We start from the raw sequence: 25,342 nt of genomic DNA on the forward strand, positions 1-25,342 counted from the left end.
TTATCTTTATTATGGTGAGATCGACCCCGGCGCCAGGCAAGCCTGACGCCAGGTCATTCGTCTACTCAGTGGGCCGTCGTTGCGGCCCGACTGTCATGGCTCCTGCCCTGTTGCAACTCCTGGTGTACAACCGTTAGCGGCGAACCACGCCCGGCAGTGCACAGAGCATTTCGTACAGCAGGTTGGCACCCAGCAGCGAGGTGTTGCCGGTGGTGTCGTAAGGTGGCGAGACTTCCACCAGGTCGCAGCCGATCAGGTCCAGGCCCTGGCAACCGCGGATGATTTCCATCGCCTGGATGGTGGTCAGGCCGCCGATTTCCGGGGTGCCGGTGCCGGGTGCCCAGGCCGGGTCGATACCGTCGATGTCGAAGCTCAGGTACACCGGGCCGCCGCCGACTTTCTCGCGCACTTCGGCCATCAACGGCTCCAGCGATTTGTGCCAGCACTCTTCGGCTTGGACCACACGAAAGCCCTGCTTGCGGCTCCAGTTGAAGTCTTCAGCGGTGTAGCCCTGGGCGCGCAGGCCGATCTGCACCACACGGTCGCAATCCAGCAGGCCTTCTTCGACGGCGCGGCGGAAGGTGGTGCCGTGGGCGATCTTCTCGCCGAACATGTGATCGTTGACGTCGGCGTGGGCATCGATGTGCACCAGCCCGACCTTGCCGTGCTTCTTGTGGATCGCCCGCAGGATCGGCAGGGTGATGGTGTGGTCACCACCCATGGTCATGGGGATGACATTGTGTTCGAGGATCTCGTCGTAGGCTTCTTCAATGATCCGCACGGCGTCGAGCAGGTTGAAGGTGTTGATCGCCACGTCGCCGATATCGGCAATCGACAACGAATCGAAGGGCGCAGCGCCAGTGGCCATGTTGTACGGGCGGATCATCACCGATTCAGCGCGGATCTGCCGTGGGCCGAAGCGGGTGCCGGAGCGCAGCGAAGTACCGATGTCCAGGGGAATACCGATGAACGCGGCATCCAGGCCTTCGGCGCTAGGCAGGTGAGGGAGACGGAGCATGGTGGCGATGCCGCCGAAGCGCGGCATTTCGTTGCCGCCCAGTGGTTGGTGCAGAATCTTGTCCACGGTCGGGCCTCATCGATTCGATTGTTGTAGTTGTTGGAACCTGTCTGGCTGGCCTGGGACAAACCCTGAAATGCCGGCAAGCAGGTGCATTGCGGCAGAGTCTGCAAAAGGTAGTGGGTGAAAAGAATCGCTACAGGCAAATACTTAGTTCAGGTTTTTCTGAACTAATGCCGGGGATGGCGTTAGAATCCGGCCACCTGTTGCCCTGCGGACCGCGATCAAATGGCCTCTGCCTTGCCTGACCTGAAACTCCTGCGCATCTTCGTCAGCGTCGTGCGTCATCAGGGGTTTGCCAATGCCCAGCGCGAGCTGAACCTGTCGACCTCGGCCATCAGTACCTACATGAGCCAGCTGGAGGCGGCGCTGGGCATCGTCCTCTGCCATCGCGGCCGCGGCGGCTTCAGCCTGACCAGCAAGGGCGAACTGTTCCATCAGGAGACCTTGCGCCTGCTGGCGGAAATGGACGGCTTCGAGCAATACGCGGCGGCGCTCAAGGGCGAATTGCGCGGCACCCTCAACCTGGGGGTGATCGACTCCACCGTGGGTGATCGGGCCCTACCCCTGGCCGAGGCGATCGGTGCCTACAGCCAGGAACACCCGGCAGTGCATTTGCACTTGTCGGTATCCAGCCCCTACGAGCTGCAGCTGGGGGTGCAGGACAACCGTCTGGACCTGGCCATCGGTGCCTTTTCCACACGTATGAGCGGGCTGGTGTACCAGCCGTTGTACCGTGAACAGCATTGGCTTTACTGCAGCAACCGCCACCCGCTGTTCAACGAGCGGCGCATTCCCGAGCAGGTGATTACCCAGCAGCGCATGGTCGGTCGTGGCTACTGGAGCCAGGCGGAGCTTGCCCGCCACGGCTTCAAGCACAGCGCGGCGACAGTGGAAAGCATGGAGGCGCAACTGATCCTGGTGTTGTCGGGCGCCTACATTGGCTACCTGCCGGAACACTATGCCCAGGCTTGGGTCGACAAGGGGGATTTACGGGTGCTATCGCCGGCGACCTTCGGCTATCAGGCGCCGTTTTCCATGATAATTCGCCGTGGCCGCAGCCGCGAACCCTTGATCCAGACCTTCCGCGACTTGCTCAAGGCGCAACTCACTCCTGCCTAAACGAAACGGCCACTGAAAAATTTAGTCGCGGCTGCAAAAAATCCTGAAAATATCGGCCGCAACCCCGTAATCGCTCTGCTAAACCTGTATTGGCTTGATGAAATTTCCCATCATTTCCTAAGCAGGGATCGCCCAGATGCGCATGAATTTGCCCGTCACTGAGCATGAAAGAGTCTTTCCGAGCGAACAGCGGCTGATTTCCACGACAGACCTCAACAGCCGCATCACCTATTGCAACGACGCCTTTGTCGCCATCAGCGGTTTTACCTACGAAGAATTGCTCGGTCAGCCACACAATCTGGTGCGTCATCCGGACATGCCTCCCTCAGTGTTCGGTCATATGTGGGAAACCATCAAACAGGGCAAACCCTGGATGGGCGTGGTGAAAAATCGTTCAAAGAATGGCGATTTCTATTGGGTCAGCGCCTACGTCACGGCGATTTACGAGAACGGCCGGATCAGCGGCTATGAGTCAGTGCGTTCGGTTCCGACCCGCGAGCAGATCCGCCGGGCCACGGCCCTGTATGCACGACTGCGCCAGGGTCGTGGCCCGGTTCCGCTGGCGGCGCGGCTGGGGGCCGCCCTGGAACAGGGCTGGCCGCTGGTGGGCGCCGCTGTTCTTTCTGCTATCAGTTACCTATGGCTGCCGCAATACGCTGCCCTGGGCGTATTGATGGCCAGTTTGCTCAGCGCCTGGTACCTGATCGAAGCGCGGCACAACCGGGTGATCCGTCGTACCCTGGACGAACACCCGAAAGCCTTCACCAGCCCCTTGGTGGCCCTGACCTATAGCGACAACAGCGGCCTGCAGGGCCAGCTGGACCTGGCAATCCTCAGTGAAGAAGCGCGCCTGCAAACCGCGCTGACCCGCCTGGTGGATGCCGGCGTGAGCGTGAAGGCGCGTGCCGCGCAGTCTTCCGACTTGTCGGGCGCCCAGGCGCAACTGCTCGATCGCCAGCGCAGCGAAACCGACCAGTCGGCCACGGCCATTGCGCAAATGGCAGCGACCATCCAGGAAGTTACCCACAACGTGCAGAGCACCGCCACGGCGGCTTCCGACGCTGATCATCTGGCCCAGCAGGGCAGCGACCTAGCGCAGCAAAGCCTGCGCGCCATGGGCAGCATGGCCGAGGCGGTCAGCGACATCGGCCAGGCGGTCAATGCCCTGGCGGACCAGACCCAGTCGATCGGCAGCGTGGTCGATGTCATCACCTCGATTGCCGAGCAGACCAACCTGCTTGCGCTCAATGCGGCGATTGAAGCGGCGCGGGCCGGTGAGCAGGGTCGGGGCTTTGCCGTGGTCGCCGATGAGGTGCGCTCGCTGGCCCAGCGTACCCGCACTTCGACCGAGGAGATCCACCAGATCATCGCCTCGTTGCGCGCCGGAGCCGAGCGGGCGGTGTCCAGTGCCAGCAAGGGCGAGCAAATCTCTCGCGACAGTGTGCACAGCGTCGAGGCGGTGCAGTCGGCGTTGGTGGGGATTACCCAGGCGGTCAGCCGCATCACCGGCATGAGCCAGCAAATGGCGACCGCCTCGGAACAGCAGAGCCATGTCGCCGAGGACATCAACCAGCAGATCACCCGCATTGCCCAGCTCTGCGATCACAGCGCCGGGCAGGCCAAGCAGGGCGCGGAGATCAGCCAGGACCTCGAACGCATGGCCGACTATCTGTACGGTCTGGCAGAGCGCTTCAACCGCTGAAGCTTTATCGTCTCTCCCACAGGGAAGTGGGCTTTTTTCGGGACTGCTGTGGCACACTTTGCCCGCTCAGGAGAACCCGATGTCCAGAATCCACTGCGAGCGCTGTTTGCGCCCACAAGCTCATTGCCTTTGCCCGTTGATCCCGTCGCTCGACAGCCGCACCCGTGTGCTGTTGCTGCAGCACCCCAGTGAAGTGCGCCATGCCCTCAATACCGCGAAGCTGGCAGCGCTTGGCTTGCGCAATGCGCAGTTGCAGGTGGGGGAAGTGTTCGAGGATCTGGCTGAGCTGCTTGAGGCGCCGGGGTATCGCAGCGTCTTGCTGTTTCCGGGGGATGAGGCGCAGCCCTTGGTCGCTTATGGTGATGACCAGGATGATCGACCGTGGCAGTTGGTGGTGCCTGATGGTACCTGGCGTAAAGCGAGCAAATTGCTGCATTTGAATCCGTTGCTGGGCGCATTGCCGCGGGTGACCCTGACCCAGGTCCAGCCTTCGCGCTATCGCCTGCGCAAGGCGCCGCAGCCGGGCGCGTTGTCGACCCTGGAGGCGGTGGTGCAGGCGTTGAACGTGCTGGAGGCGCCGCAGAACTTTGATGCGCTTTTAAAGCCGTTCGAGGCGCTGATCGAGGGGCAGATCGCGGCGATGGGGCGCGAGACGTACGAGCGCAATCATCTACGTTGAGCCACTGCGAGCGCTTCGCGCTCGATCGCTGGCAAGGCCAGCTCCCACAGGACCGGTAGACACACTCACTGTGGGAGCCGGCCTTGCCGGCGATGGGCTGCGTACAGAGCAGCCCTCGAACGCTTCAGCGTTCGCGCATCGCCTCGGTACGTGCCTTGAGCACCGGCTTGAGCAGGTAGTCGAGCACGCTCTTGTGCCCGGTGATGATATCCACCGTCGCGGTCATGCCCGGAATGATCAACAACGGCTTGTTGTCACCCCCCAGATGGTTGCGGTCGGTACGCACCTGGATCAGGTAAAAGGCATTGCCCTTGTCGTCGGTGACGGTGTCGGCGCTGATCAGTTCGAGCTTGGCCTTCAGGCCGCCATAGATGGTGTAGTCGTAGGCGCTGAACTTGACCATCGCCGACTGCCCGGGGTGCAGGAAGGCGACATCTTGCGGCCGCACCTTGGCCTCGATCAGCAGGTTGTCTTCCAGCGGCACGATCTCCAGCAGGTCGCTGCCGGGCTGGACCACGCCGCCGATGGTGTTGACCTTGAGCAGCTTGATGATCCCGTGAACCGGCGAAACCACCGTGGTGCGGGTCACCCGGTCATCGATGGCGATGCTCGAGGCAGTGATCTTCGACAGGTCGGTGCGTTTTTCGTTGAGCTCCTTGGCAGCTTCCGAACGAAACCCGGCTTCGGACTCTTCGATCTTGCTCTTGATCTCCGCTACCGCCGCTTCGGCCCGGGGGATCGCCAGGCTGGTGGCGTTGAGCGAGCCGCGGGCTTCGACGGCGCTGCGCTTGAGACGCAGGATCTCCACCGGTGAAATCGCCCCGGTGCCGACCAGCGGCGTCGACATGTTCAGCTCCTGCTGCAACAGGGCCAGGGCCGAGCGGTATTGCTCGACCTTGGAGCGGAACTCGGCCAGTTCCTGGGTCTTCTGCCGCAGTTGTTCGTTGAGGGTCTGCTTCTCGCTGGTCAGGCGACGCTGGCGTGACTGGTACAGCGACAGCTCGTCTTCAGCCACCTGCGGCGCCTTGCTGCGCACTTCTTCGGAGAGCTGGAACGGCCGGCCTTCGGCTTCGGCTGACAAGCGCTCGACCTGGGCCGTGAGGGCAAAACGGTCGGCCTCGCTCTCGCCCTTGTTGGACTGAAACCGGGTGTCGTCCAGGCGCAGCAGGGTATCGCCCTTGTTCACCATCTGCCCTTCGCGCACGAAGATCTCGGTAACGATGCCGCCTTCCAGGTTCTGGATCACCTGGACCTTGCTCGACGGAATGGCCTTGCCTTCGCCCATGGTCACTTCATCGAGCACGGCGAACTTGGCCCAGAGCAGCGCTACCAGTAACAAAGCTGCAGCCAGCCATACGGTAATGTGTGACAGGCGCGGCGAGTCCTGCAGCGTGGCGCCGGCCACATCGGGCATGAACTCGTGTTCGGCGGTCTTGCCGAAACTCTGGAAGTAACTGCGCAGGCCTTGGCTTACGGACATGGATGGACCCCCTAGAGTGCCGCGCCAACGCGGCCTTTGCGCAGTGCATCGATGACCGCTTCCTTCGGTCCGTCGGCAACGATCCTGCCGTTGTCCAGCACCAGCAGCCGGTCGACCAGGCTGAGCATCGAGGTGCGGTGGGTGACCAGCAGCAGGGTCTTGCCCTGGACCCAGCCATGCAGGCGCTGGCGCAGTTGGTCTTCGCTGCTGTTGTCCATGTGGCTGGTGGGTTCGTCGAGGATCATGATCGGCGGTTCGAGCAGCATCGCCCGGGCCAGCAGCACGGCCTGGCGCTGGCCGCCGGAGAGCAGTTGGCCACGCTCGCCCACCGGGCGGTCGAAGCCTTGCGGATGTTGCCGGGCCAGCTCGCTGACGCCGGTCAGCTCGGCGACTTCGAGCATCCGCGCATCACTCACATAGCGCGCGCCAAGGGTCAGGTTGTCGCGCAAACTGCCCGCCAGCAGCGGCAAGTCATGGGCGACGTAGCCCAGTTGGTGACGCAAGTCGGCGATGTCCAGTTGGCGCAGGTCGAGATTGTCGAGCAGGATCTGCCCTTCGTCCGGGGCATAGAAACCCATCAGCAGGCGCGCCAGGGTGCTCTTGCCGGAACCGCTGCGGCCGATGATGCCGATACGTTCGCCCGGCTTGACGCTGAAGCTGATGTCATTGAGGGCGGCAGCGTTCTGTCCGGTGTAGCGAAAGCTCACATGGCTGACGTCGAGGGCGCCGTGCAACTGGGTGCGTTCCAGCGGCTGCTGGCCGGCCTGGCGTTCCTGGGGCAGGGCCATCAGCGCATCGGTGCTGCGCATGGTCAGTTGTGCCTGCTGGTAGCGGGTAATCAGCCCGGCGATCTGCCCCAGCGGTGCCAATACCCGGCTGCCGAGCATATAGCTGGCGACCAGGGCGCCGACGCTGAGGTTGCCGGCGATGATGCTGTAAACCCCGGCAACGATGGTGGCCATGCCGCAGAACTGCTGGATGAACAACGTGCCGTTGGTGGCCACGGCCGAAAGGTTGCGGGCGTGGGCGTCGAGGCGGGTGAGGGCGCCGTGGGTACTTTCCCACTGGTACTGGCGCTCGCTTTCAGCGCTGCAGGCCTTGAGGGTCTCCAGGCCGCCGAGGGTTTCGATCAGCAAGGCCTGGCGCACGGCGCCAAGGGCCAGGCTTTTTTGCACGGTGTCGCGCAGGCGTATCTGGATGAACAGGGCGAAGACAATGGTCAGCGGAAAGGCGATCAGCGGGATCACCACCAGCCAGCCGCCGAGCAGGCCGATCACTGCCAGCATCAACACCACGAAGGGCAGGTCGATGACGCTGGTCAGGGTCACCGCGGTGAGGAATTCACGCAGGCCCTGGAAGTCATGAATGCTCTGGGCAAAGCCGCCGACCGTGGCCGGGCGGGCTTTCATCGACATGCCGGTGATGCGTTCGAACAGGGTGGCAGAGAGAATCAGGTCGGTCTTTTTTCCGGCCTGGTCGAGCAGGTGGGCGCGGACTACGCGCAGGGTCAATTCGAACAGGGTGCCGATCAACAGGCCGGCACTCAGCACCCAGAGCGTCGAGGTGGCCTGGTTGGGCACCACCCGGTCGTAGGTCTGCATGACGAACAACGGCACCATCAGCCCCAGCAGGTTGATCAGCAGGCTGGCGAGGATGGCGTCGCTGTACAGCCAGCGCGAGAGTTTGAGGGTGTCGCGGAACCAGGCGTTGACCCGCGGCATCAGCGGGGCCCGCAGGTCTTCCAGTTCGTGGCGGGGGCGGGCGAACAGGGCTTCACCGGCGTAGGCTTCAAGCAGTTCTTCGCGGCTGACCCACTGCTCGCCGCCTTCGGCTTCGCAGGGCAGGATCAACGCCCGGCCATCTTCGCCCCAACGGCGCAGCACTGCGCAGCGACCGTCCTTGAGCAGCACCAGCACTGGCAGGTTGAGCGCCGAGATTGACCCCAATTCACGCCGTAGAACCCGCGCCTGCAGCCCGGCCCGTGCTGCTGCCCGGGGCAGCAGCTCAAGGCTCAGGCGTTGCTCGGGCAGGGGCAGGCCGGCACTCAGACCGGCGCGACTGACAGTGCAACCATGCAGCTTGCAGAGGATCAGCAAGCCATCGAGTAACGGGTCATCGAAACTCTGGCGCGGATCTAATGCCGAGCTCGCAGGTTGCATGCTGGTCAAGGTCGCCTACTCCTGCAGCGGGTGGAGGGGATTAGCGCATATCGGGCAAGCGCGCCTCGCTCTTCACTTCGCTCTTGGCGATCGCTTCGGGGGGCAACGAGATGCGCTGCTTGCTCAACAATTCACCCATGTTGGCCAGGACCCGGTACATGGAGAACTCTTCGGTGTAGCGCACTTCGGTGTAGCGGCGGTTGGCGTTGTACAGCTCGTTTTCACTGTCGAGCAGGTCGAGCAGGGTGCGCTGGCCGAGGCCGAACTGGTCTTGGTAGGCCGCGCGCACGCGGGTGGAGGTCTCGGCGTATTCGCGGGCCGCCGGCAGTTGCACGCGGGCGTTGTTCATGGCGTTCCACGACAGCGACAGGTCCTCGGTAAGCTGGCGCAGAGCGTTGTTGCGGATGTCCATGGCCTGGTTGATCTTGTGCGCATCGGACTGCAGGCGGGCCTTGTCGCTGCCACCACGGAACAGGTTGTAGTTGAGCTCGACACCGGCCTGCCAGTCGTTGTTGTCATGGCCGACCTGGCCTGCGGTGTTGTTGTTGGCACCGGTGGCCAGCACCGCGTCCAGACGCGGATAGAACGGCGACTTGGCCACTTCGTATTGCTGCTCGGCCGCATTGACATCGGCCTGGGCGGATTTCAGGTAGGGGTTGTTGTCGAGCATGTTCTGGCGCGCAGCCCCCAGGTCGCCAGGCACTTCGCCCTTGATGGTCACCGGGGTTTCCAGCTCATCGGCCGGGCGACCGACGACGCTATAGAACCTGGCCTCGGCATCGGCCAGGTCGACCTCGGCGGTGTACAGGTTGTTTTCCGCCAAGGCGCGACGGGCAGTGGACTGGTCGCGGTCGGCGATGCTGCCGACGCCACGCTCGCTACGCAGGCCGATCTGGTCGTTGACCCGCAGGTGCGCTTGCAGGTTGTTCTTGGCCAGGGTCACCAGCTCACGGCGTTTGAGCACCTCGAGGTAAACCTCGATGGCGCTCAGGGCGACGGACTGGGCGGTGGCCTGGGTGTAGTAGGCGCGCGAGTTCACCACCGCTTCCGTACGGCCGACTTCGTTGGCGGTGTTGAAGCCGTCGAAGAGCATCTGCCGCAGGCGCAGGTCGGACTGGGTGTAGGTCAATGTCTCTTTATTATGGTCGCGCGTGCCGTCGACATTGGTGCCACGGGTGTTGGTGTTGTCGGAGCGCTGGCGCCCATAGCCGGCCACCAGGTCGACTCTGGGGTAGTAACCGCCTCTGGCGAACTTCACATCTTCATCGGCCGACAGCCGGCTGTTCTTGCTGGCTCCAATTTCCGGATGTTGATCCACGGCGTTTTGCACAGCCTCATTAAGTGACATCGCCTGGGCATTGGTACATGCCATGGCCAACAGAATTGCGCTGGTGATGGGGGTCAAAACGCGCATGGGTTACTTCTCCCTGATTTCTAATAATGGTCCTGCGGTTCGTCAAAAAAGTGACGAAAACCTGAGGTCAAACCGTATCAGGCTTGTAACAACAGAGCTAAGAACATTTACGCGCGCAGCTAAGAAGATTTTTTCATAAGAGTTATGCGAAAAAAAACTTATGCGGTCTAAGAAATCCGCGACATTGTTCATATCAGGCAGCCCGTGGAATAGCGCTAGAGGGCATTTTTCGGGCGTCAGAGAAAGTTCCCGTGTTTTTGCAGCAGAGGGCATGGATGTAGCGGAGGGGATGGAGGCGGGGCGAAATTTGGCGACAATTTTTTGGCATATGTCACAAGGCCACTTCGTTCAACCACTTTCACCGCAGCACTGACAGGCGAAGTTGTTGATTTCATTGAAATCACGGCGTACTGGCAGGCTGTTTTCAGCGCTGGCCCGGGGTAATCCCGTCGGGTTGGGCACGCGATAGTTCAGCGCACGCTTGTTGCAATCAACCGATTTGCAGTGGAGGAGTGCGCTCATGGCTAAGTTAATCGGTATCGTCAGCAAGGTAGTGGGCGAAGTCTTCGCTGTGGGCAGCGATGGCAGCCGCCGGCCTCTGGTCGAAGGCGATAAGGTGTATGCCGGCGAGCAGCTGGACACAGGCCTTGCGGGCGCTGTCGCCGTCCACCTGCAAAACGGTGCCGAACTTACCCTCGGCCGCGGTAGCAGCCTGACCCTGACCCCTGAGCTGCTGGCGAACCAAGCGCCTCATGTCGAGACGTCGGAGTCGACGACCCCCAGCCAGGCACAACTGACTGATGTCGAGAAACTCCAGCAAGCCATCGCCGCCGGCGCCGACCCGACCCAGGAAGCCGACCCGACTGCGGCGGGGCCGGGCACTGGCGGTGCGCCGGGTGCACTGGGCGGCGGGCATACCTTCGTCATTCTCGATGAGGTGGCCGGGCGGGTAGATCCGCAGATTGGCTTTCCCACTGCAGGCTTCAACGGTTTTCCCGAGTTGCCGGAGCTGGACGTCGGCCTGATCAACAACAATGACGATGCACCGCCGCTGCCTGCGGTCGACAACCCGGTCAACCTCCAGGGGCTTGATATCGAGGGTGGCGAGTTGTCGTTGAACGAGGCCAATCTGGCCCAGGGTTCGGCCAGTGATCCGGCGGCCCTGACCCGGGGTGGCAGTTTCACGGTGCAGGCACCTGATGGGGTGTTCAACCTCAATGTCGGTGGCATCAACATTGTTACTGCTGGAGCGGTGACTGGCGTTGGCCAGTCGATCACCACCGGCCTGGGTAATGTGCTGACCATCACCGGCTACGATGCTGGCAGCGGCGTGGTCAGCTACAGCTACTCCTTGAGCGGAGCCGAAAACCACCCAGGCGGCGCTGGCGCCAATGGGCTTGGCGAAAGCATCGCGGTACTGGTCAGTGACACCGATGGCGACGTAGCCAGTGGTTCGCTGGATATCTCCGTGATTGACGATGTGCCGCAGGCGATGGCCGATACCAATGCCGTCACCGCCACGGAAAACCAGCTGACCCTTACCGGCAACGTGCTGACCAACGATGTGCAGGGCGCAGACCGGGTACCGAGCGGGCCGATCACTGCCGGCACCTTCGTTGGCACCTACGGCACGCTGGTGCTGGCGGCCGATGGTTCCTACACCTATACGCTCAACACTGCCGATCCGGACTTCATCAACCTGCATGGCGGTGGGAATGGCATCGAGACCTTTACCTACACCCTGACTGATGCCGATGGCGATGATTCCAGCGCCAACCTGGTGTTGAACGTCAGCAACCTCAATGATCCGGTGGAGCTCAACGGGCTGAGCATCAACGGCGGCGAGCTGGTGCTGTTCGAGAAAAACCTGGCGGACGGCAGCAGCCCCGACGCGGCGGCGCTGACCCAGAGCGGCACTTTTACCGTGACCGCGGCTGATGGTCTGCAGGCGCTGACGGTTGGCGGCATCAATGTGATCAGTGCAGGGGTGGTCAATGGTTTCCCGCAATCGGTCACGACCGCACTGGGCAATACCCTGACCATCAGCGGCTACAACCCGGCTACGGGTGAGGTGACTTACAGCTACACCTTGAACGCCAGCGAGGCGCATGCCACTGCCAATGGCAGCAACACCCTTGGCGAGAGTTTCAACGTTGTTGCCACCGACAGCGATGGCAGCAGTGCGAGCATGAGCATCGATGTTTCCATCCTCGACGATGTACCGACGGCGGCCGGCGATACCAATGCGGTGACTGCCACGGAAAATCAGCTGACCCTGACCGGCAACGTGCTGACCAATGATGTGCAGGGCGCAGACCGTGTGGCGACCGGGCCAATCACCGCCGGCACCTTCGTCGGCACCTACGGCACCCTGGTGCTGGCCGCCGATGGTTCCTACACCTATACGCTCAACACCAATGATCCGGACTTCTTCAACCTGCAGGGTGGCGGTAACGGCGTCGAGACCTTTGCCTACACGCTGACCGATGCCGACGGCGATGCGTCCACCGCCAACCTGGTGCTGAACGTCAGCAACCTCAATGATCCGGTGACCCTCGATGGCCTGAATGTCGAGGGCGGCGAACTCACCGTTTACGAGAAGAACCTCGGCGACGGCAGCAGCCCGGATGCGCCGGCCCTGACCCAGACCGGCAGCTTCACCGTGACCGCACTCGACGGCGTGCAAACGCTCACCGTCGGCGGCATCACCGTGGTCAGTGGCGGCGTGGCCAGCGGCTTCCCGCAGTCGGCGACCACGGCCCTGGGCAACACGCTGACCATTACCGGTTACAACCCGGCAACCGGCGTGGTCAGCTACAGCTACACCCTGGTGGACAACGAAACCCATGCCGCAGCCAATGGCATCAACAGTCTCGGTGAGAGCTTCACGGTCAGCGTGACCGACACCGATGGCAGTACCGCCAGTGGCGCCATCGACGTCAATATCGTCGACGACATCCCGACCGCAGCGGGCGATACCAACGCGGTCACTGCCACAGAGAACCAACTGACCCTGACCGGCAACGTGCTGATCAATGATGTGCAGGGCGCAGACCGTGTGGCGACCGGGCCAGTCACCGCCGGCACCTTCGTCGGCACCTACGGCACCCTGGTGCTGGCCGCCGATGGTTCCTACACCTATACGCTCAACACCAATGATCCGGACTTCTTCAACCTGCAGGGTGGCGGTAACGGCGTCGAGACCTTTGCCTACACGCTGACCGATGCCGACGGCGATGCGTCCACCGCCAACCTGGTGCTGAACGTCAGCAACCTCAATGATCCGGTGACCCTCGATGGCCTGAATGTCGAGGGCGGCGAACTCACCGTTTACGAGAAGAACCTCGGCGACGGCAGCAGCCCGGATGCGCCGGCCCTGACCCAGACCGGCAGCTTCACCGTGACCGCACTCGACGGCGTGCAAACGCTCACCGTCGGCGGCATCACCGTGGTCAGTGGCGGCGTGGCCAGCGGCTTCCCGCAGTCGGCGACCACGGCCCTGGGCAACACGCTGACCATTACCGGTTACAACCCGGCAACCGGCGTGGTCAGCTACAGCTACACCCTGGTGGACAACGAAACCCATGCCGCAGCCAATGGCATCAACAGTCTCGGTGAGAGCTTCACGGTCAGCGTGACCGACACCGATGGCAGTACCGCCAGTGGCGCCATCGACGTCAATATCGTCGACGACATCCCGACCGCAGCGGGCGATACCAACGCGGTCACTGCCACAGAGAACCAACTGACCCTGACCGGCAACGTGCTGATCAATGATGTGCAGGGCGCAGACCGTGTGGCGACCGGGCCGATCACCGCCGGCACCTTCGTCGGCACCTACGGCACCCTGGTGCTGGCCGCCGACGGTTCCTACACCTATACGCTCAACACCAACGATCCGGACTTCTTCAACCTGCAGGGTGGCGGTAACGGCGTCGAGACCTTTGCCTACACGCTGACCGATGCCGACGGCGATGTGTCCACCGCCAACCTGGTGCTGAACGTCAGCAACCTCAATGATCCGGTGACCCTCGATGGCCTGAATGTCGAGGGCGGCGAACTCACCGTTTACGAGAAGAACCTCGGCGACGGCAGCAGCCCGGATGCGCCGGCCCTGACCCAGACCGGCAGCTTCACCGTGACCGCACTCGACGGCGTGCAAACGCTCACCGTCGGCGGCATCACCGTGGTCAGTGGCGGCGTGGCCAGCGGCTTCCCGCAGTCGGCGACCACGGCCCTGGGCAACACGCTGACCATTACCGGTTACAACCCGGCAACCGGCGTGGTCAGCTACAGCTACACCCTGGTGGACAACGAAACCCATGCCGCAGCCAATGGCATCAACAGTCTCGGTGAGAGCTTCACGGTCAGCGTGACCGACACCGATGGCAGTACCGCCAGTGGCGCCATCGACGTCAATATCGTCGACGACATCCCGACCGCAGCGGGCGATACCAACGCGGTCACTGCCACAGAGAACCAACTGACCCTGACCGGCAACGTGTTGACCAATGACGTGCAGGGCGCAGACCGTGTGGCGACCGGGCCGATCACCGCCGGCACCTTCGTCGGCACCTACGGCACCCTGGTGCTGGCCGCCGACGGTTCCTACACCTATACGCTCAACACCAACGATCCGGACTTCTTCAACCTGCAGGGTGGCGGTAACGGCGTCGAGACCTTTGCCTACACGCTGACCGATGCCGACGGCGATGTGTCCACCGCCAACCTGGTGCTGAACGTCAGCAACCTCAACGATCCGGTGACCCTTGATGGCCTGAACGTCAACGGTGGCGAGCTGACGGTCTACGAGAAGAACCTCGGCGACGGCAGCAGCCCGAACACGTCGGCCCTGACCCAGTCCGGCAGCTTCACCGTGACCGCGCCCGACGGCCTGCAGACCCTGACTGTCCAGGGCATCAGTGTGATTACCGGGGGCGTTGCCAATACCTTCCCGCAATCGGCAACCACGGCCCTGGGCAACACGCTGACCATTACCGGCTACAATCCGGCCACCGGAGTCGTCAGCTACAGCTACACCTTGCTCGACAATGAAGCGCACCCGAGCGCCAATGGCACCAACAGCCTGAGTGAAAGCTTCACGGTGACCGCCACTGACACCGATGGCAACACCGCCAGCGGCTCTATCGACGTCAATATCGTCGACGACATCCCGGCCGCAGCGGGCGATACCAACGCCGTCACTGCCACCGAGAACCAGCTGACCCTCACCGGCAATGTATTGACCAACGACGTGCAGGGTGCAGACCGCATTCCAGCCGAGCCGATTACTGCTGGTACCTTCGCTGGCACCTACGGCACGCTGGTGCTGGCCGCCGATGGCTCCTACACCTACACACTCAACGCCAACGATCCGGACTTCAAGAACCTGCACGGTGGCGGCAACGGCATCGAGACTTTCACCTACACCCTGAAGGACGCCGACGGCGACACCAGCACCGCCAACCTGGTGCTGAACGTCAGCAACCTCAACGATCCGGTGACCCTTAACGGCCTTAACGTCAACGGTGGCGAGCTGACGGTCTACGAGAAGAACCTCGGCGATGGCAGCAGCCCGAGCAATCCGGCCCTGACCCAGACCGGCACCTTCACCGTGACCGCGCCCGACGGCCTGCAGACCCTGACTGTCCAGGGCATCAGTGTGATTACCGGGGGCGTTGCCAATACCTTCCCGCAATCGGCAACCACGGCCCTGGGCAACACGCTGACCATTACCGGTTACAACCCGGCGACGGGTGTGGTGACTTACACCTACACCTTGCTCGACAACGAGAATCACCCTACGGCCAACGATACAAACAGCCTGAGCGAGAGCTTTACCGTCACGGCCACCGATACCGATGGCAGCACGGCAAGCGGTTCGATCGATGTGAACATCGTCGACGATGTACCGAAGGCGGTTAACGACACCAACGCGGTCACTGCCAGCGAAACGCAACTGACCCTGACCGGTAATGTGCTGACCAATGACGTTCAAGGTGCCGACCGCGTAAGCGGGCCGATTACCGGTGGAACCTTCGTCGGTACCTACGGCACGCTGGTGCTGGCTGCCGATGGGTCCTACACCTACACCCTGAACGCCAACGATCCGGATTTCATCAACCTGCCCGGTGGCGGCACTGGGGTCGAAAACTTTACCTACACCTTGCGCGATGCCGATGGTGACACCAGCACCGCGACACTGAAGCTCAATGTCAGCAACCTTGATAACCCGGTGACCATTGACGGCCTCAACATCAACGGTGGTGAGCTGACCGTTTACGAGAAGCACCTCAGCGACGGCAGCAGCCCGAATTCACCGGCCCTGACCCAGACCGGCAGTTTCACCGTAACCGCCCCTGACGGCCTGCAAAGCCTGACCGTCGGCGGTGTCAGCGTCGTCAGTGGCGGTGTGGTCAATGGCTTCCCGCAAAGCGGCACCACGCCATTGGGCAATGCCATCACCATCACCGGCTACAACCCGGCGACCGGTGTGGTGACGTACAGCTACACTTTGCTCGACAACGAAAACCATCCCAACGCCAATGGCACCAACAGCCTGAATGAGGCGATCACGGTTGTTGCCACTGACAGGGATGGCAGTTCAGCCAATGCCACCCTTGATGTGAACATCATTGACGACGTGCCAAGCGTGGTCGGGGCCGAACGTTCGGTGACGCCGGGGCAGGTGGATTCCAACCTGCTGCTGATCATCGACGTGTCCGGCAGTATGAACGAAGCTTCCGGCGTACCGGGGCTGACCCGCCTGCAACTGGCCAAGCAGGCGATCAACGCATTGCTCGACAAGTACGACGAGATGGGCGATGTGAAGGTGCAACTGGTGACCTTCTCCAGCGGTGCCGACCAGCAATCGGCAGTCTGGGTGACCGTCGACCAGGCCAAGACTATCGTCAACGGCCTGAGCGCGAACGGCTCGACCTATTACGACTCGGCGATCGATACGGCGCAATCGGCCTACACCACCGGTGGCAAGATAGCCGGGGCGCAGAACATCGTGTACTTCTTCTCCGACGGTGCTCCGACCTCGGGGCATTCCATTACCGCGCCTCGGGAAGCCGCCTGGGAGACTTTCCTCGACAACAATGGCGTCAAATCCTATGCCATTGGCCTGGGCGGCGGCGTCAATGCCGAAAACCTCAATCCATTGTCCTACGATGGCAGTACCCACACCGACACCAATGCTACCGTGGTCACCGACCTCAGCCAGCTCAACTCGGTGTTGTCCGGCACCGTGCAGGGCGCGCCGATCACCGGCAGCCTGTTGAGTGGCGGAATCCTCGGCGCCGACGGCGGCTTCATCAAGTCGCTGCTGGTCGACGGCACCACCTACACTTACGATCCCAAGGCCAATAATGGCCAAGGCAGCTATACCGCCAGTGGAACCGACCGTGGCAGCTTCGATACGGTGACCAACACCTTCAACATCAAGACCGTGCTCGGTGGCACCTTGCTGGTCGACATGGATACCGGTGAATTTACCTACACACCGCCGAAGGACACTGGCAGCACCAGGACGGAAAACATCGGTTTCACTGCCAGCGACAACGACGGCGACCTGAGCAGCGCCAACCTGGTGGTGAAGGTCTACACCAACACCGCGCCGGTAGCGGGCGCCGATCACATCATCAGCAACATCCTCTCCAGCAGCATCGTGGTACCGGCCGCGGCACTGCTGGCCAATGACAGCGATGCCAACAATGACCGACTCAGTGTGGCTTCGACGACCACCTTCGAAACCGGCTGGGCAGCCAAAGGCGCCGGCTTCACGGTGGGCAGCGCAACACCGCCGCAGGTCAACTTCAGCAGTACCGGCAACTCGGCTGCCAACCAGCTCCGGGACCTGCCGCGCAGCGCTTTCAGAGGCCCGGCCAACGCCATGACTGCCGCGCTGATCGTCAACGGCTACTTGGGCAACGTGACCGCGAACAATGCCAACGACGAGGACGTGCTGACGGTCACCTTGAAAAAAGGTGAGACCCTCAAGCTGGATCACGACCGGCCGACGGGCAACATCCTGATGGAGTGGAAGGATGAGAACGGCAGCTATCAGACCATCGCTGACGGAAACACCTTTACCGCCAGTCATGATGGTGTCTACAGCATTCACCTGGTCAACCTGACCAACACGTCGGGCAGCAACGTCAACAACGCTGAAAACTATGCGTTGACCATGACTGTCGACTATTCCAACGCGCAAAACGAGACCTACAACGGCACCTATACTCTCAGCGACGGGCATGGCGGCAGCAGCACTGGCAATGTCGACATCACGTATCAGGAGGGCAACACCCTCACCGGTACCGGCGGCGACGATACCCTGCTGGCAGGCGCCGGTAATGACACCCTCAATGCCGGTACCGGTAATGACGTCCTGATCGGTGGGGATGGCAACGACTTCCTTTACGGTGGTGACGGCAATGACCAGCTGATCGGTGGTGCCGGCGACGACCTGCTCGACGGTGGCGCAGGTATCGACACCGCCAGTTATAGCGGTGCCGTCAGCGCCGTGACGGTCAACCTCAATACTGCCGGTGGACAGAATACCGGTGGCGCGGGCACCGACACCCTGGTGGCGATCGAGAACCTGATCGGTACTGACTACAACGACACCCTGACCGGCAACGGCAATGCCAACCTGCTTCACGGCGGCCTGGGCAACGACACCCTGATCGGTGGCGGCGGCGACGATGTACTGATCGGCGGGCCGGGCAACAACACGCTGACCGGCGGCACCGGCAGCGATACCTTTTTGTATCAGCAGGGCAACACCGGCCATGACGTGGTCACTGACTTTACGCCTGGCACCGATCATCTGGACCTGTCGCAACTGCTGCAGGGTGAGAATACGACGACAGCGTCGCTGGATGACTACCTGCACTTCAAGGTCACCGGCAGTGGCGCCAGCGTGGTGTCGACCATCGAGGTCAGTTCGGTAGCGGGGGCGGCTCCGACCCAGACCATCGACCTGGCAGGGGTAAACCTGGCCCAGCACTACGGCGTGACGGCAGGGGCGGGCGGGGTGGTTGCGGCGGGGCAGGACACGGCGACGATCATCAACGGCATGCTCAATGATCATTCGTTGAAGGTGGATACCGTCTGACGGTGTAGGCCTGTGGGAGCTGGCTTGCCAGCGATCGAGCGCGCAGCGGTCGCAATTCAGCCAGTACCTGATGTGCTGACTGCAATGGCCTCATCGCTGGCAAGCCAGCTCCCACAGAGATCTGTGGGGGCTGTCTCAGGACGGGCGCCGCAGGGTCTTCTGCCGCAAGATGTAAATGCTCACCAGCACCGCGCTGGTGAGCATGAAGCCCCGCGCCCAGATCAGCGGCACCAGGTAGCAGGACAGGCCAATGCTCAGCCACATCAGGGCGATGGCGTAGAGCTTGCCTTTGAGGGGAATGCCTTCGCCGCTGAGGTAGTCACGAATCCACGGCCCGAGCCGCGGGTGGTTGACCAGCCAGTGGTGAAAGCGCGGCGAGCTGCGCGCAAAGCACGCAGCGGCCAGGAGCAGGAACGGGGTGGTGGGCAGTACCGGCAGGAAGATCCCGATCACCCCCAGCGCGACGCTGAGCCAGCCGGTGGCCAGCAGCAGGTAGCGCATTGACGCCGACTCAGTGGTGGCGAGGTTTGAGCAGGGCTGGCTTCTCGTCCGGAGCGTGCAGCAGCAGGTACAGCGCGGTGAGCGCTTCCGGGATCTGCACAATCATGTCGTCCATCAGGTTGGCATCGCTGGCGATGTCGGCGAACTCAGGCTGCTCATCAAACAGGCCGGAACCGACCATGATCGGCAGGAGCATCTCGCTGACTTCTTCTTCAGCCGATTCGAACCAGGCCTCTTCGCGCAGGAACACGCCCTCCATGAAGCCGATGCACCAGCCGCGCAGGTCGGAGTCGTCCGGCTCGTCACCCAGGTCGAGGTCGCATGGCAGCTCGAACTCTTCGTCGCTGGCCAGCTGGCGGGCGATGTGGGCCTTGAGGGCGAGCAGGGTGCCTTCGATGGCTTCGCGCTCGGCGTCGTCCTTGTAATGCGGCTCTTCGGCGAACAGGGCGTCGATCCATTCGCGGTCCGGAACCGACTCGGCACAGATCGACAGCGCGGTCATGTAGCCGTGGGCGGCAACGTAGTCCAGCGCCTCTTCGTGCAGCTCGTCGGCGTCGAGGAAGGCTTGCAGGCGGGTCAATTGCTCGGCGAAGGACATTACGGGGCTACCTTGGGAATAAACGATACTGAATTCTAGCACCTTGCAGCGCAAACGAGGCAAAGGAAGACGTCTATCGCAGAGCATCCTGCGCGGGCGCAGGCTCCGGTATAATGCCCGATTTTTATCCCGCGACCCTCGCAATAACGGGGGCGGGTAAAAACCGCTTACGCATTTTTGAGTGTGGCAGGCGGGTTTTTCGTCCAGCCTGTGCCCAGGATGGTTCTGCGATTTTTGGAGTTTTTATGCTCGAACAGGCTCAGCGCGTCCTCAAGGACATCTTCGGTTACGACAGCTTTCGGGGACGCCAGGGTGCGATCATCGAGTGTGTGGCCAAGGGTGGCGATGCGCTGGTACTGATGCCCACCGGCGGCGGCAAGTCCCTCTGCTTCCAGGTCCCGGCCCTGCTGCGCCCGGGCCTGGCGGTGGTGGTGTCGCCTTTGATCGCGCTGATGGATGACCAGGTGGCGACCCTCGACGAGCTGGGCGTCGCCGCCGCCTCGCTGAACTCCACCCTCAGCGCCGAGCAGCAGCGCGAACTGGCCGGGCGTATCCGCCGGGGCGAAGTGAAGATGCTCTACCTGGCCCCCGAACGCCTGGTGCAGCCGCGCATGCTCGACTTTTTGCGTACCCTCGACATCGCCCTGTTCGCCATCGATGAAGCCCACTGTGTGTCGCAGTGGGGCCATGACTTCCGCCCCGAGTACCTGCAACTGGGGCAACTGGCCGAACTGTTCCCCAATGTGCCGCGCATCGCCCTGACCGCCACCGCGGACATGCGCACCCGTGAAGAGATCGTCACCCGCCTGCACCTGCAGAACGCCGAGCGCTTCCTGTCGAGTTTCGACCGGCCGAACATTTTCTACCGCATCGTGCCCAAGGAGCAGCCGCGCAAGCAGTTGCTGGCGTTCCTCGGCGAGCGGCGCGGCAACGCCGGTATCGTCTACTGCCTGTCGCGCAAGAAGGTCGACGACGTAGCGGCCTACCTCTGCGAGCAGGGCTTCCCGGCCTTGCCTTATCACGCCGGCCTGCCTGCCGAGACCCGGGCGTCCAACCAGCGGCGCTTCCTCAACGAGGAAGGCCTGATCATGGTTGCCACCATCGCCTTCGGCATGGGCATCGACAAACCCAACGTGCGCTTCGTCGCCCACCTGGACCTGCCCAAGTCGCTCGAGGCCTACTACCAGGAAACCGGCCGTGCCGGTCGTGACGGCCTGCCCGCCGACGCCTGGATGGCCTACGGCCTGCAGGACATGGTGATGCTCAAGCAGATGCTGCAGAACTCCGAGGGTGACGAGCGTCACAAGCGCATCGAGCAACACAAGCTCGACGCCATGCTTGCCCTGTGTGAAGAAACCCGCTGCCGTCGCCAGATCCTGCTCAACTACTTCGATGAAGAGCTGCCGCAGCCGTGTGGCCACTGCGACAACTGCATCGATGGCGTGCAGACCTGGGATGCCACCGAGCCTGCGCGCCAGGCGCTGTCGGCGGTGTACCGTACCGGTCAACGCTATGGCGTCGGTCACCTGGTGGACGTATTGCTCGGTCGCGATAACGAAAAAATCCGTAACTTCGGCCACGAGAAGCTGGCCGTGTATGGCGTTGGCAAGGACCGTTCCGAGCACGACTGGCGCTCGCTGTTCCGCCAGCTGGTGGCACGCGGTCTGGCCGACATCGACCTCGAAGGCTACGGTGGCCTGCGCCTGTCCGACACCTGCCGGCCGTTGCTGCGCGGTGAAATCAGCCTCGAGCTGCGCAAGGACCTCAAGCCACAAACCAGCAGCAAGGGTGGCAGCAGCAGTGGCGGCAGCCCGGCCAGCCAGCTGGTGCGTGGCGACGAGCGCGAGCAGTGGGAAGCCCTGCGCGCGCTGCGCCGCAAGCTGGCCGAAGAGCACGGCGTACCGCCTTATGTGATCTTCCCCGACTCGACCTTGCTGGAGATGCTGCGCAGCCAGCCCACCAGCCTCAGCGAGATGGGCCGGGTCAGCGGCGTGGGTGCGCGCAAGCTGGAGCGTTACGGCGACGCTTTCCTCGAAGTGCTGGGCGGCGGTGTCGAGGCGCCGAAAATCGTCACCGACCTGCGTCACGAACTGGTCAGCCTGGCCCGGGCCGGCATGACCCCGATGCAGATCGCCGGGCAGTTGAACTGCAGCGAAAAGAACGTCTACAGCCTGCTCGCCGAAGCCATTGGCCGCCAGGAGCTGTTGCTGGACCAGGCCCTGGACCTGCCGGAAGACCTGTTGGGCGAGATGCAGGATGCCTTCCTCGATGGCGAAGGCGAGCTGCCGCCGGTGTCGGCCATTGCCGAACAGTTTGGCGGGCGAGTACCTGAAGGGGTGCTGTATTGCGTGCGCGCGGCACTGGCCGCCGAATTCGAGATGTAAACCCGGCTTTGTCATCATTTATAACGATTATCGAGCCACCGGCAGCTGTATGAGCCTTGCCTGTGGCTCAAGGTCATGGTTAGCTGACTAATAATTAGTTCTGATAATGAGTTTCTCTATGCCGTTGACCGACCAACACAAATTCGGGATGCAGCTGGCACACATGTCCCGCGGCTGGCGTGCCGAACTGGATCGCCGCCTGGCCGGTCTGAACCTGTCTCAGGCCCGCTGGCTGGTGCTGCTGCACCTGGCCCGTTTCGACGAGGCGCCGACCCAGCGCGAACTGGCCCAGAGCGTCGGCGTCGAAGGCCCGACCCTGGCCCGTCTGCTCGACAGCCTGGAAACCCAGGGCCTGGTTCGCCGACAGGCGGTGCTTGAAGACCGCCGGGCGAAAAAAATTCTTCTCTGCCCGCCGGCCAAGCCGCTGATCGACCAGATCGAAACCATTGCCAATGCCTTGCGCGCCGAGCTGTTTGTCGGTGTCGATGAAGAGGAGTTGCGCGTGTGCATGCGTGTCCACGCGCGGATCCTCGCCAACCTGGAAAAGTCCTGATCACCCTCAGAAGGTGTGACCGAGATTGAGGTACAACGCCTTCTGATTCTCGCTGTTGGCCCCGTAGCTGAAGTTCAGCGGCCCCAGGGGCGTCTCGAAACCGACGAAGATGCTGGCTGCATTGATGTAGCCACTGTCGAACTCGTTGTCGTTGTTCCAGGCCCGGCCGCGCTCCAGCGAGCCACCGAGGTACAGCGGGAAGTCCAATGGCAAGTAGGCGCGCGGGGTCAGGCGACGGTAGTAGACCATGCGCATCAGGCTGACGTTCTGCCCGGACACCGAGTCCTGGCGAAAGCCCGACAGCTGCCGGGCGCCGCCGAGCACGAAGCTTGAGGTCACCACCTCGGCGTCATCCAGCGTACGTCCGTACTGGCCGCCCAGCACCCAGGTGTTGGGGCCGCTGCTCATGGCCTTGTCCAGCTTGAATGCCCATTGCCGGTAGCGCTGGTCGGATCCCAGACCCTCGTCGTACTGGCGCAGCACCAGGTTGATGTCCTCGCCACTGTGGGGGAAGTAGACGTTGTCAAGGGTGTCGAACGAGTACTTGAGCTCGTAGAAGCCTTCGCTGAAGCTAAATCTTGGCAGGTCCTGATCGCCGATCCGGACATCGGCCTTGCCCCAGGCCTGGCCGACGCCGAAGCGCACCTCGCCGCTGTTGCCGATCTGTCGTCCGAGGTTAAGACCGAAACCATACCGCTCCAGGCGGTATTCGGCGACCGGGTCATCGTCCAGGGTTGCCTCGATATTCTGCGAGCCCAGGTTCAGGTAGGGGGCAATGAAGTAGCGCGAGCCGGCATCCAGCGGCTGGTAGAACTCGCTGTAAAGCTCCTGCTGGTCGCCGATCTGCGCCCGGGTCAGCCATTCGGCCCCGAGCGTGTTGATGCCATTGACCCGGTAGCTGGCGCCGATGTTGAAGGCGCTGTCGCCGCGCATGTCGTCCGACAGGTTCAGGCCCAGACGCAGGTAGTCGGTACCGCCTCGACGGCCGCGCGCGTTGATCACCAGGGTGTTGTCAGCACCTTTGTGTACCACCCGGTATTGCACGCGATCGAAGTAGTCCAGGCCATAAAGGGTACCCATGTCGGTCTGCAGGCGGTCCAGCTCCAGTGGTTCGCCGATGGGTTGGCGAATGTAGTAGCGGATCACGTCGTCACTGACCTTCGAGTCGTTCTCGATACGGATCGCGGTGATCACCGGGGTGCGCTGGCTGGGCGAGCGCGCGGCCAGCAGTTCGCCGTCGCTGGCTTGCGGGCGCTTGAGCACTGCCAGGCGCGCGTCCAGGGCGCGCGCGGCTCGGTAACCGGCGTCGATCATGTCCTGGGCCCGGCCGAAATCGGTGACGCCGAAGCTCGACAGGGGGGGCTGGATGAGGATGTCGTCGCGGTGCAGGGCCGCCAGTTGCTCCTCGGAGTTACGCCGGGTCATGAGAGTGATTGACTGGTTGAGCACATCGACCACGGTCGCCAGTTGCTTGCGGCTGCGTAGCGGGGTACCGATATCGACGACGATCGCCACGTCCACGCCCATCTCGCGCGCGACATCCAGGGGGATGTTGTCGACCATGCCGCCATCGACCAGCAGCCGGCCATCCAGCTCGACCGGAGCGAACACCGCCGGGATCGACATACTGGCGCGAATCACCTGGGGCAGGTGGCCACGGCGAAATACCACTTTTTCGCCGCTGGCGATGTCGGTGGCGACGGCGCGGAAGGGGATCGGCAGCTTGTCGAAGTCGCGGGTGTCGCTGGTGTGGGCGAGCATGCTTTCCAGCAGCAGCGCCAGGTTCTGGCCCTGGATCACCCCCAGCGGCAGGCCCAGGCTGCCGTCGTCGCGAAAGCTGAGTTTCTGTTTGACGAGGAAGTCGCGGTCGTCCTGTTTACGCCGGAACGGCACGTCCTTGCGCGGCGGCGCGTCGGACAGCGCCTGCTGCCAGTCGATGTTCAGGGCGAGTTTCTCCAGCTCGTCGATCTTGTAGCCGGAGGCGTACAGGCCGCCGACCACCGCGCCCATGCTGGTGCCGGCAATCGCATCGACCTTGATGCCCTGTTCCTCCAGGGCCTTGAGTACGCCGATATGGGCCAGGCCGCGGGCAGCACCGCCGGAGAGCACCAGGCCGACTTTCGGTCGGGGCGCTTCGGCTGCCAGCAGCGGGAAGGAAACGAACATCAGCAGCAGGGATAACAGCAGGCGGTGCATCATGGCTCTCGGAGCGAAGGCTAAAGACCGCTAGTATAAGCGTGCCCACCTGTCAGGAGACCTTCAGTGTATGTCCGCGCCTAAACCGGAAATTGTCATTACCTACTGCACCCAGTGCCAGTGGCTGCTGCGTGCCGCCTGGCTGGCCCAGGAACTGCTGAGCACCTTCAGCGACGACCTGGCCCGGGTGGCCCTTGAGCCCGCCACCGGCGGCACCTTCCGCATTACCTGTGATGGCGTGCAGATCTGGGAGCGCAAGGCCGATGGCGGCTTCCCGGAAGCCAAGGTGCTCAAGCAGCGCGTGCGCGACCAGATCGACCCGCAGCGCGACCTCGGCCACAACGACCGGCCCTGA

13 protein-coding genes and 2 pseudogenes are annotated in these 25,342 nt (G+C 62.8%); 8 read left to right on the forward strand and 7 right to left on the reverse strand.

Annotated elements, in window-relative coordinates; genetic code table 11:
- Window positions 1-133 precede the first annotated feature (133 nt).
- Window positions 134-1,084: an agmatinase gene (speB, locus tag LOY45_RS06940; protein WP_115088184.1), complete on the reverse strand. Its 951-nt coding sequence runs from the start codon at window positions 1,082-1,084 to the stop codon at window positions 134-136.
- A gap of 222 nt (window positions 1,085-1,306) precedes the next feature.
- Here speB and LOY45_RS06945 point away from each other — a divergent pair, with 222 nt between their 5' ends.
- From LOY45_RS06945 to LOY45_RS06955, 4 genes and pseudogenes are all read left to right on the forward strand, one after another.
- Window positions 1,307-2,200: a LysR family transcriptional regulator gene (locus tag LOY45_RS06945; RefSeq protein ID WP_115088183.1), complete on the forward strand. Its 894-nt coding sequence runs from the start codon at window positions 1,307-1,309 to the stop codon at window positions 2,198-2,200.
- Window positions 2,201-2,342: 142 nt separating this feature from the next.
- Window positions 2,343-2,648: pseudogene (locus tag LOY45_RS26965) on the forward strand (PAS domain-containing protein); the annotation flags it as partial.
- 279 nt (window positions 2,649-2,927) lie between these two features.
- Window positions 2,928-3,902, forward strand: a pseudogene (locus tag LOY45_RS26970) (methyl-accepting chemotaxis protein); the annotation flags it as partial.
- Window positions 3,903-3,981: 79 nt separating this feature from the next.
- Window positions 3,982-4,581 (forward strand): tRNA-uridine aminocarboxypropyltransferase, encoded by a 600-nt coding sequence (locus tag LOY45_RS06955; protein WP_258578891.1) that lies wholly within the window; start codon window positions 3,982-3,984, stop codon window positions 4,579-4,581.
- Between the two features lie 124 nt (window positions 4,582-4,705).
- Here LOY45_RS06955 and LOY45_RS06960 read toward each other — a convergent pair whose 3' ends face one another.
- Genes LOY45_RS06960 through LOY45_RS06970 form a run of 3 tightly spaced genes read right to left on the reverse strand, consistent with a single transcriptional unit; the run spans window position 4,706 to window position 9,634 of the window.
- A complete protein-coding gene (locus tag LOY45_RS06960) occupies window positions 4,706-6,061 on the reverse strand; it encodes an HlyD family type I secretion periplasmic adaptor subunit (RefSeq protein ID WP_258578892.1) in 1,356 nt (451 codons plus the stop codon).
- 11 nt (window positions 6,062-6,072) lie between these two features.
- Window positions 6,073-8,220: a type I secretion system permease/ATPase gene (locus LOY45_RS06965; RefSeq protein ID WP_267954066.1), complete on the reverse strand. Its 2,148-nt coding sequence runs from the start codon at window positions 8,218-8,220 to the stop codon at window positions 6,073-6,075.
- Window positions 8,221-8,260: 40 nt separating this feature from the next.
- Window positions 8,261-9,634, reverse strand: a complete 1,374-nt coding sequence (locus tag LOY45_RS06970; protein WP_115088178.1) for a TolC family outer membrane protein — start codon at window positions 9,632-9,634, stop codon at window positions 8,261-8,263.
- Between the two features lie 520 nt (window positions 9,635-10,154).
- On the opposite strand from LOY45_RS06970, the gene LOY45_RS06975 reads away from it, so the two are divergent.
- Window positions 10,155-18,755 carry a retention module-containing protein gene (locus LOY45_RS06975; protein ID WP_258578893.1) on the forward strand — a complete coding sequence of 2,867 codons (8,601 nt, stop codon included), beginning with the start codon at window positions 10,155-10,157 and terminating at the stop codon, window positions 18,753-18,755.
- Between the two features lie 135 nt (window positions 18,756-18,890).
- Here LOY45_RS06975 and LOY45_RS06980 read toward each other — a convergent pair whose 3' ends face one another.
- Both LOY45_RS06980 and LOY45_RS06985 read right to left on the reverse strand, forming a co-directional pair.
- Window positions 18,891-19,256, reverse strand: a complete 366-nt coding sequence (locus LOY45_RS06980; protein WP_115088176.1) for a YbaN family protein — start codon at window positions 19,254-19,256, stop codon at window positions 18,891-18,893.
- A 10-nt stretch (window positions 19,257-19,266) separates the two neighbouring features.
- On the reverse strand, window positions 19,267-19,854 hold the full coding sequence (locus LOY45_RS06985) for a UPF0149 family protein (RefSeq protein WP_115088175.1): 588 nt from the start codon (window positions 19,852-19,854) through the stop codon (window positions 19,267-19,269).
- A 245-nt stretch (window positions 19,855-20,099) separates the two neighbouring features.
- On the opposite strand from LOY45_RS06985, the gene recQ reads away from it, so the two are divergent.
- Both recQ and LOY45_RS06995 read left to right on the forward strand, forming a co-directional pair.
- Window positions 20,100-22,238 carry a DNA helicase RecQ gene (gene recQ, locus LOY45_RS06990; protein WP_258578894.1) on the forward strand — a complete coding sequence of 713 codons (2,139 nt, stop codon included), beginning with the start codon at window positions 20,100-20,102 and terminating at the stop codon, window positions 22,236-22,238.
- A 118-nt stretch (window positions 22,239-22,356) separates the two neighbouring features.
- Window positions 22,357-22,791 carry a MarR family transcriptional regulator gene (locus LOY45_RS06995; protein ID WP_115088173.1) on the forward strand — a complete coding sequence of 145 codons (435 nt, stop codon included), beginning with the start codon at window positions 22,357-22,359 and terminating at the stop codon, window positions 22,789-22,791.
- 6 nt (window positions 22,792-22,797) lie between these two features.
- Here the strand turns inward: LOY45_RS06995 and LOY45_RS07000 are convergent, their stop codons facing one another.
- Window positions 22,798-24,987 (reverse strand): patatin-like phospholipase family protein, encoded by a 2,190-nt coding sequence (locus LOY45_RS07000; RefSeq protein WP_115088172.1) that lies wholly within the window; start codon window positions 24,985-24,987, stop codon window positions 22,798-22,800.
- Window positions 24,988-25,057: 70 nt separating this feature from the next.
- Between LOY45_RS07000 and LOY45_RS07005 the strand changes: the two genes are divergently transcribed.
- Entirely contained in the window at window positions 25,058-25,342 is a 285-nt protein-coding gene (locus tag LOY45_RS07005; RefSeq protein ID WP_038996489.1) for an Rdx family protein, read from the forward strand.

The organism is Pseudomonas wadenswilerensis (genome assembly GCF_024749185.1).
Lineage (GTDB): Bacteria > Pseudomonadota > Gammaproteobacteria > Pseudomonadales > Pseudomonadaceae > Aquipseudomonas > Aquipseudomonas wadenswilerensis.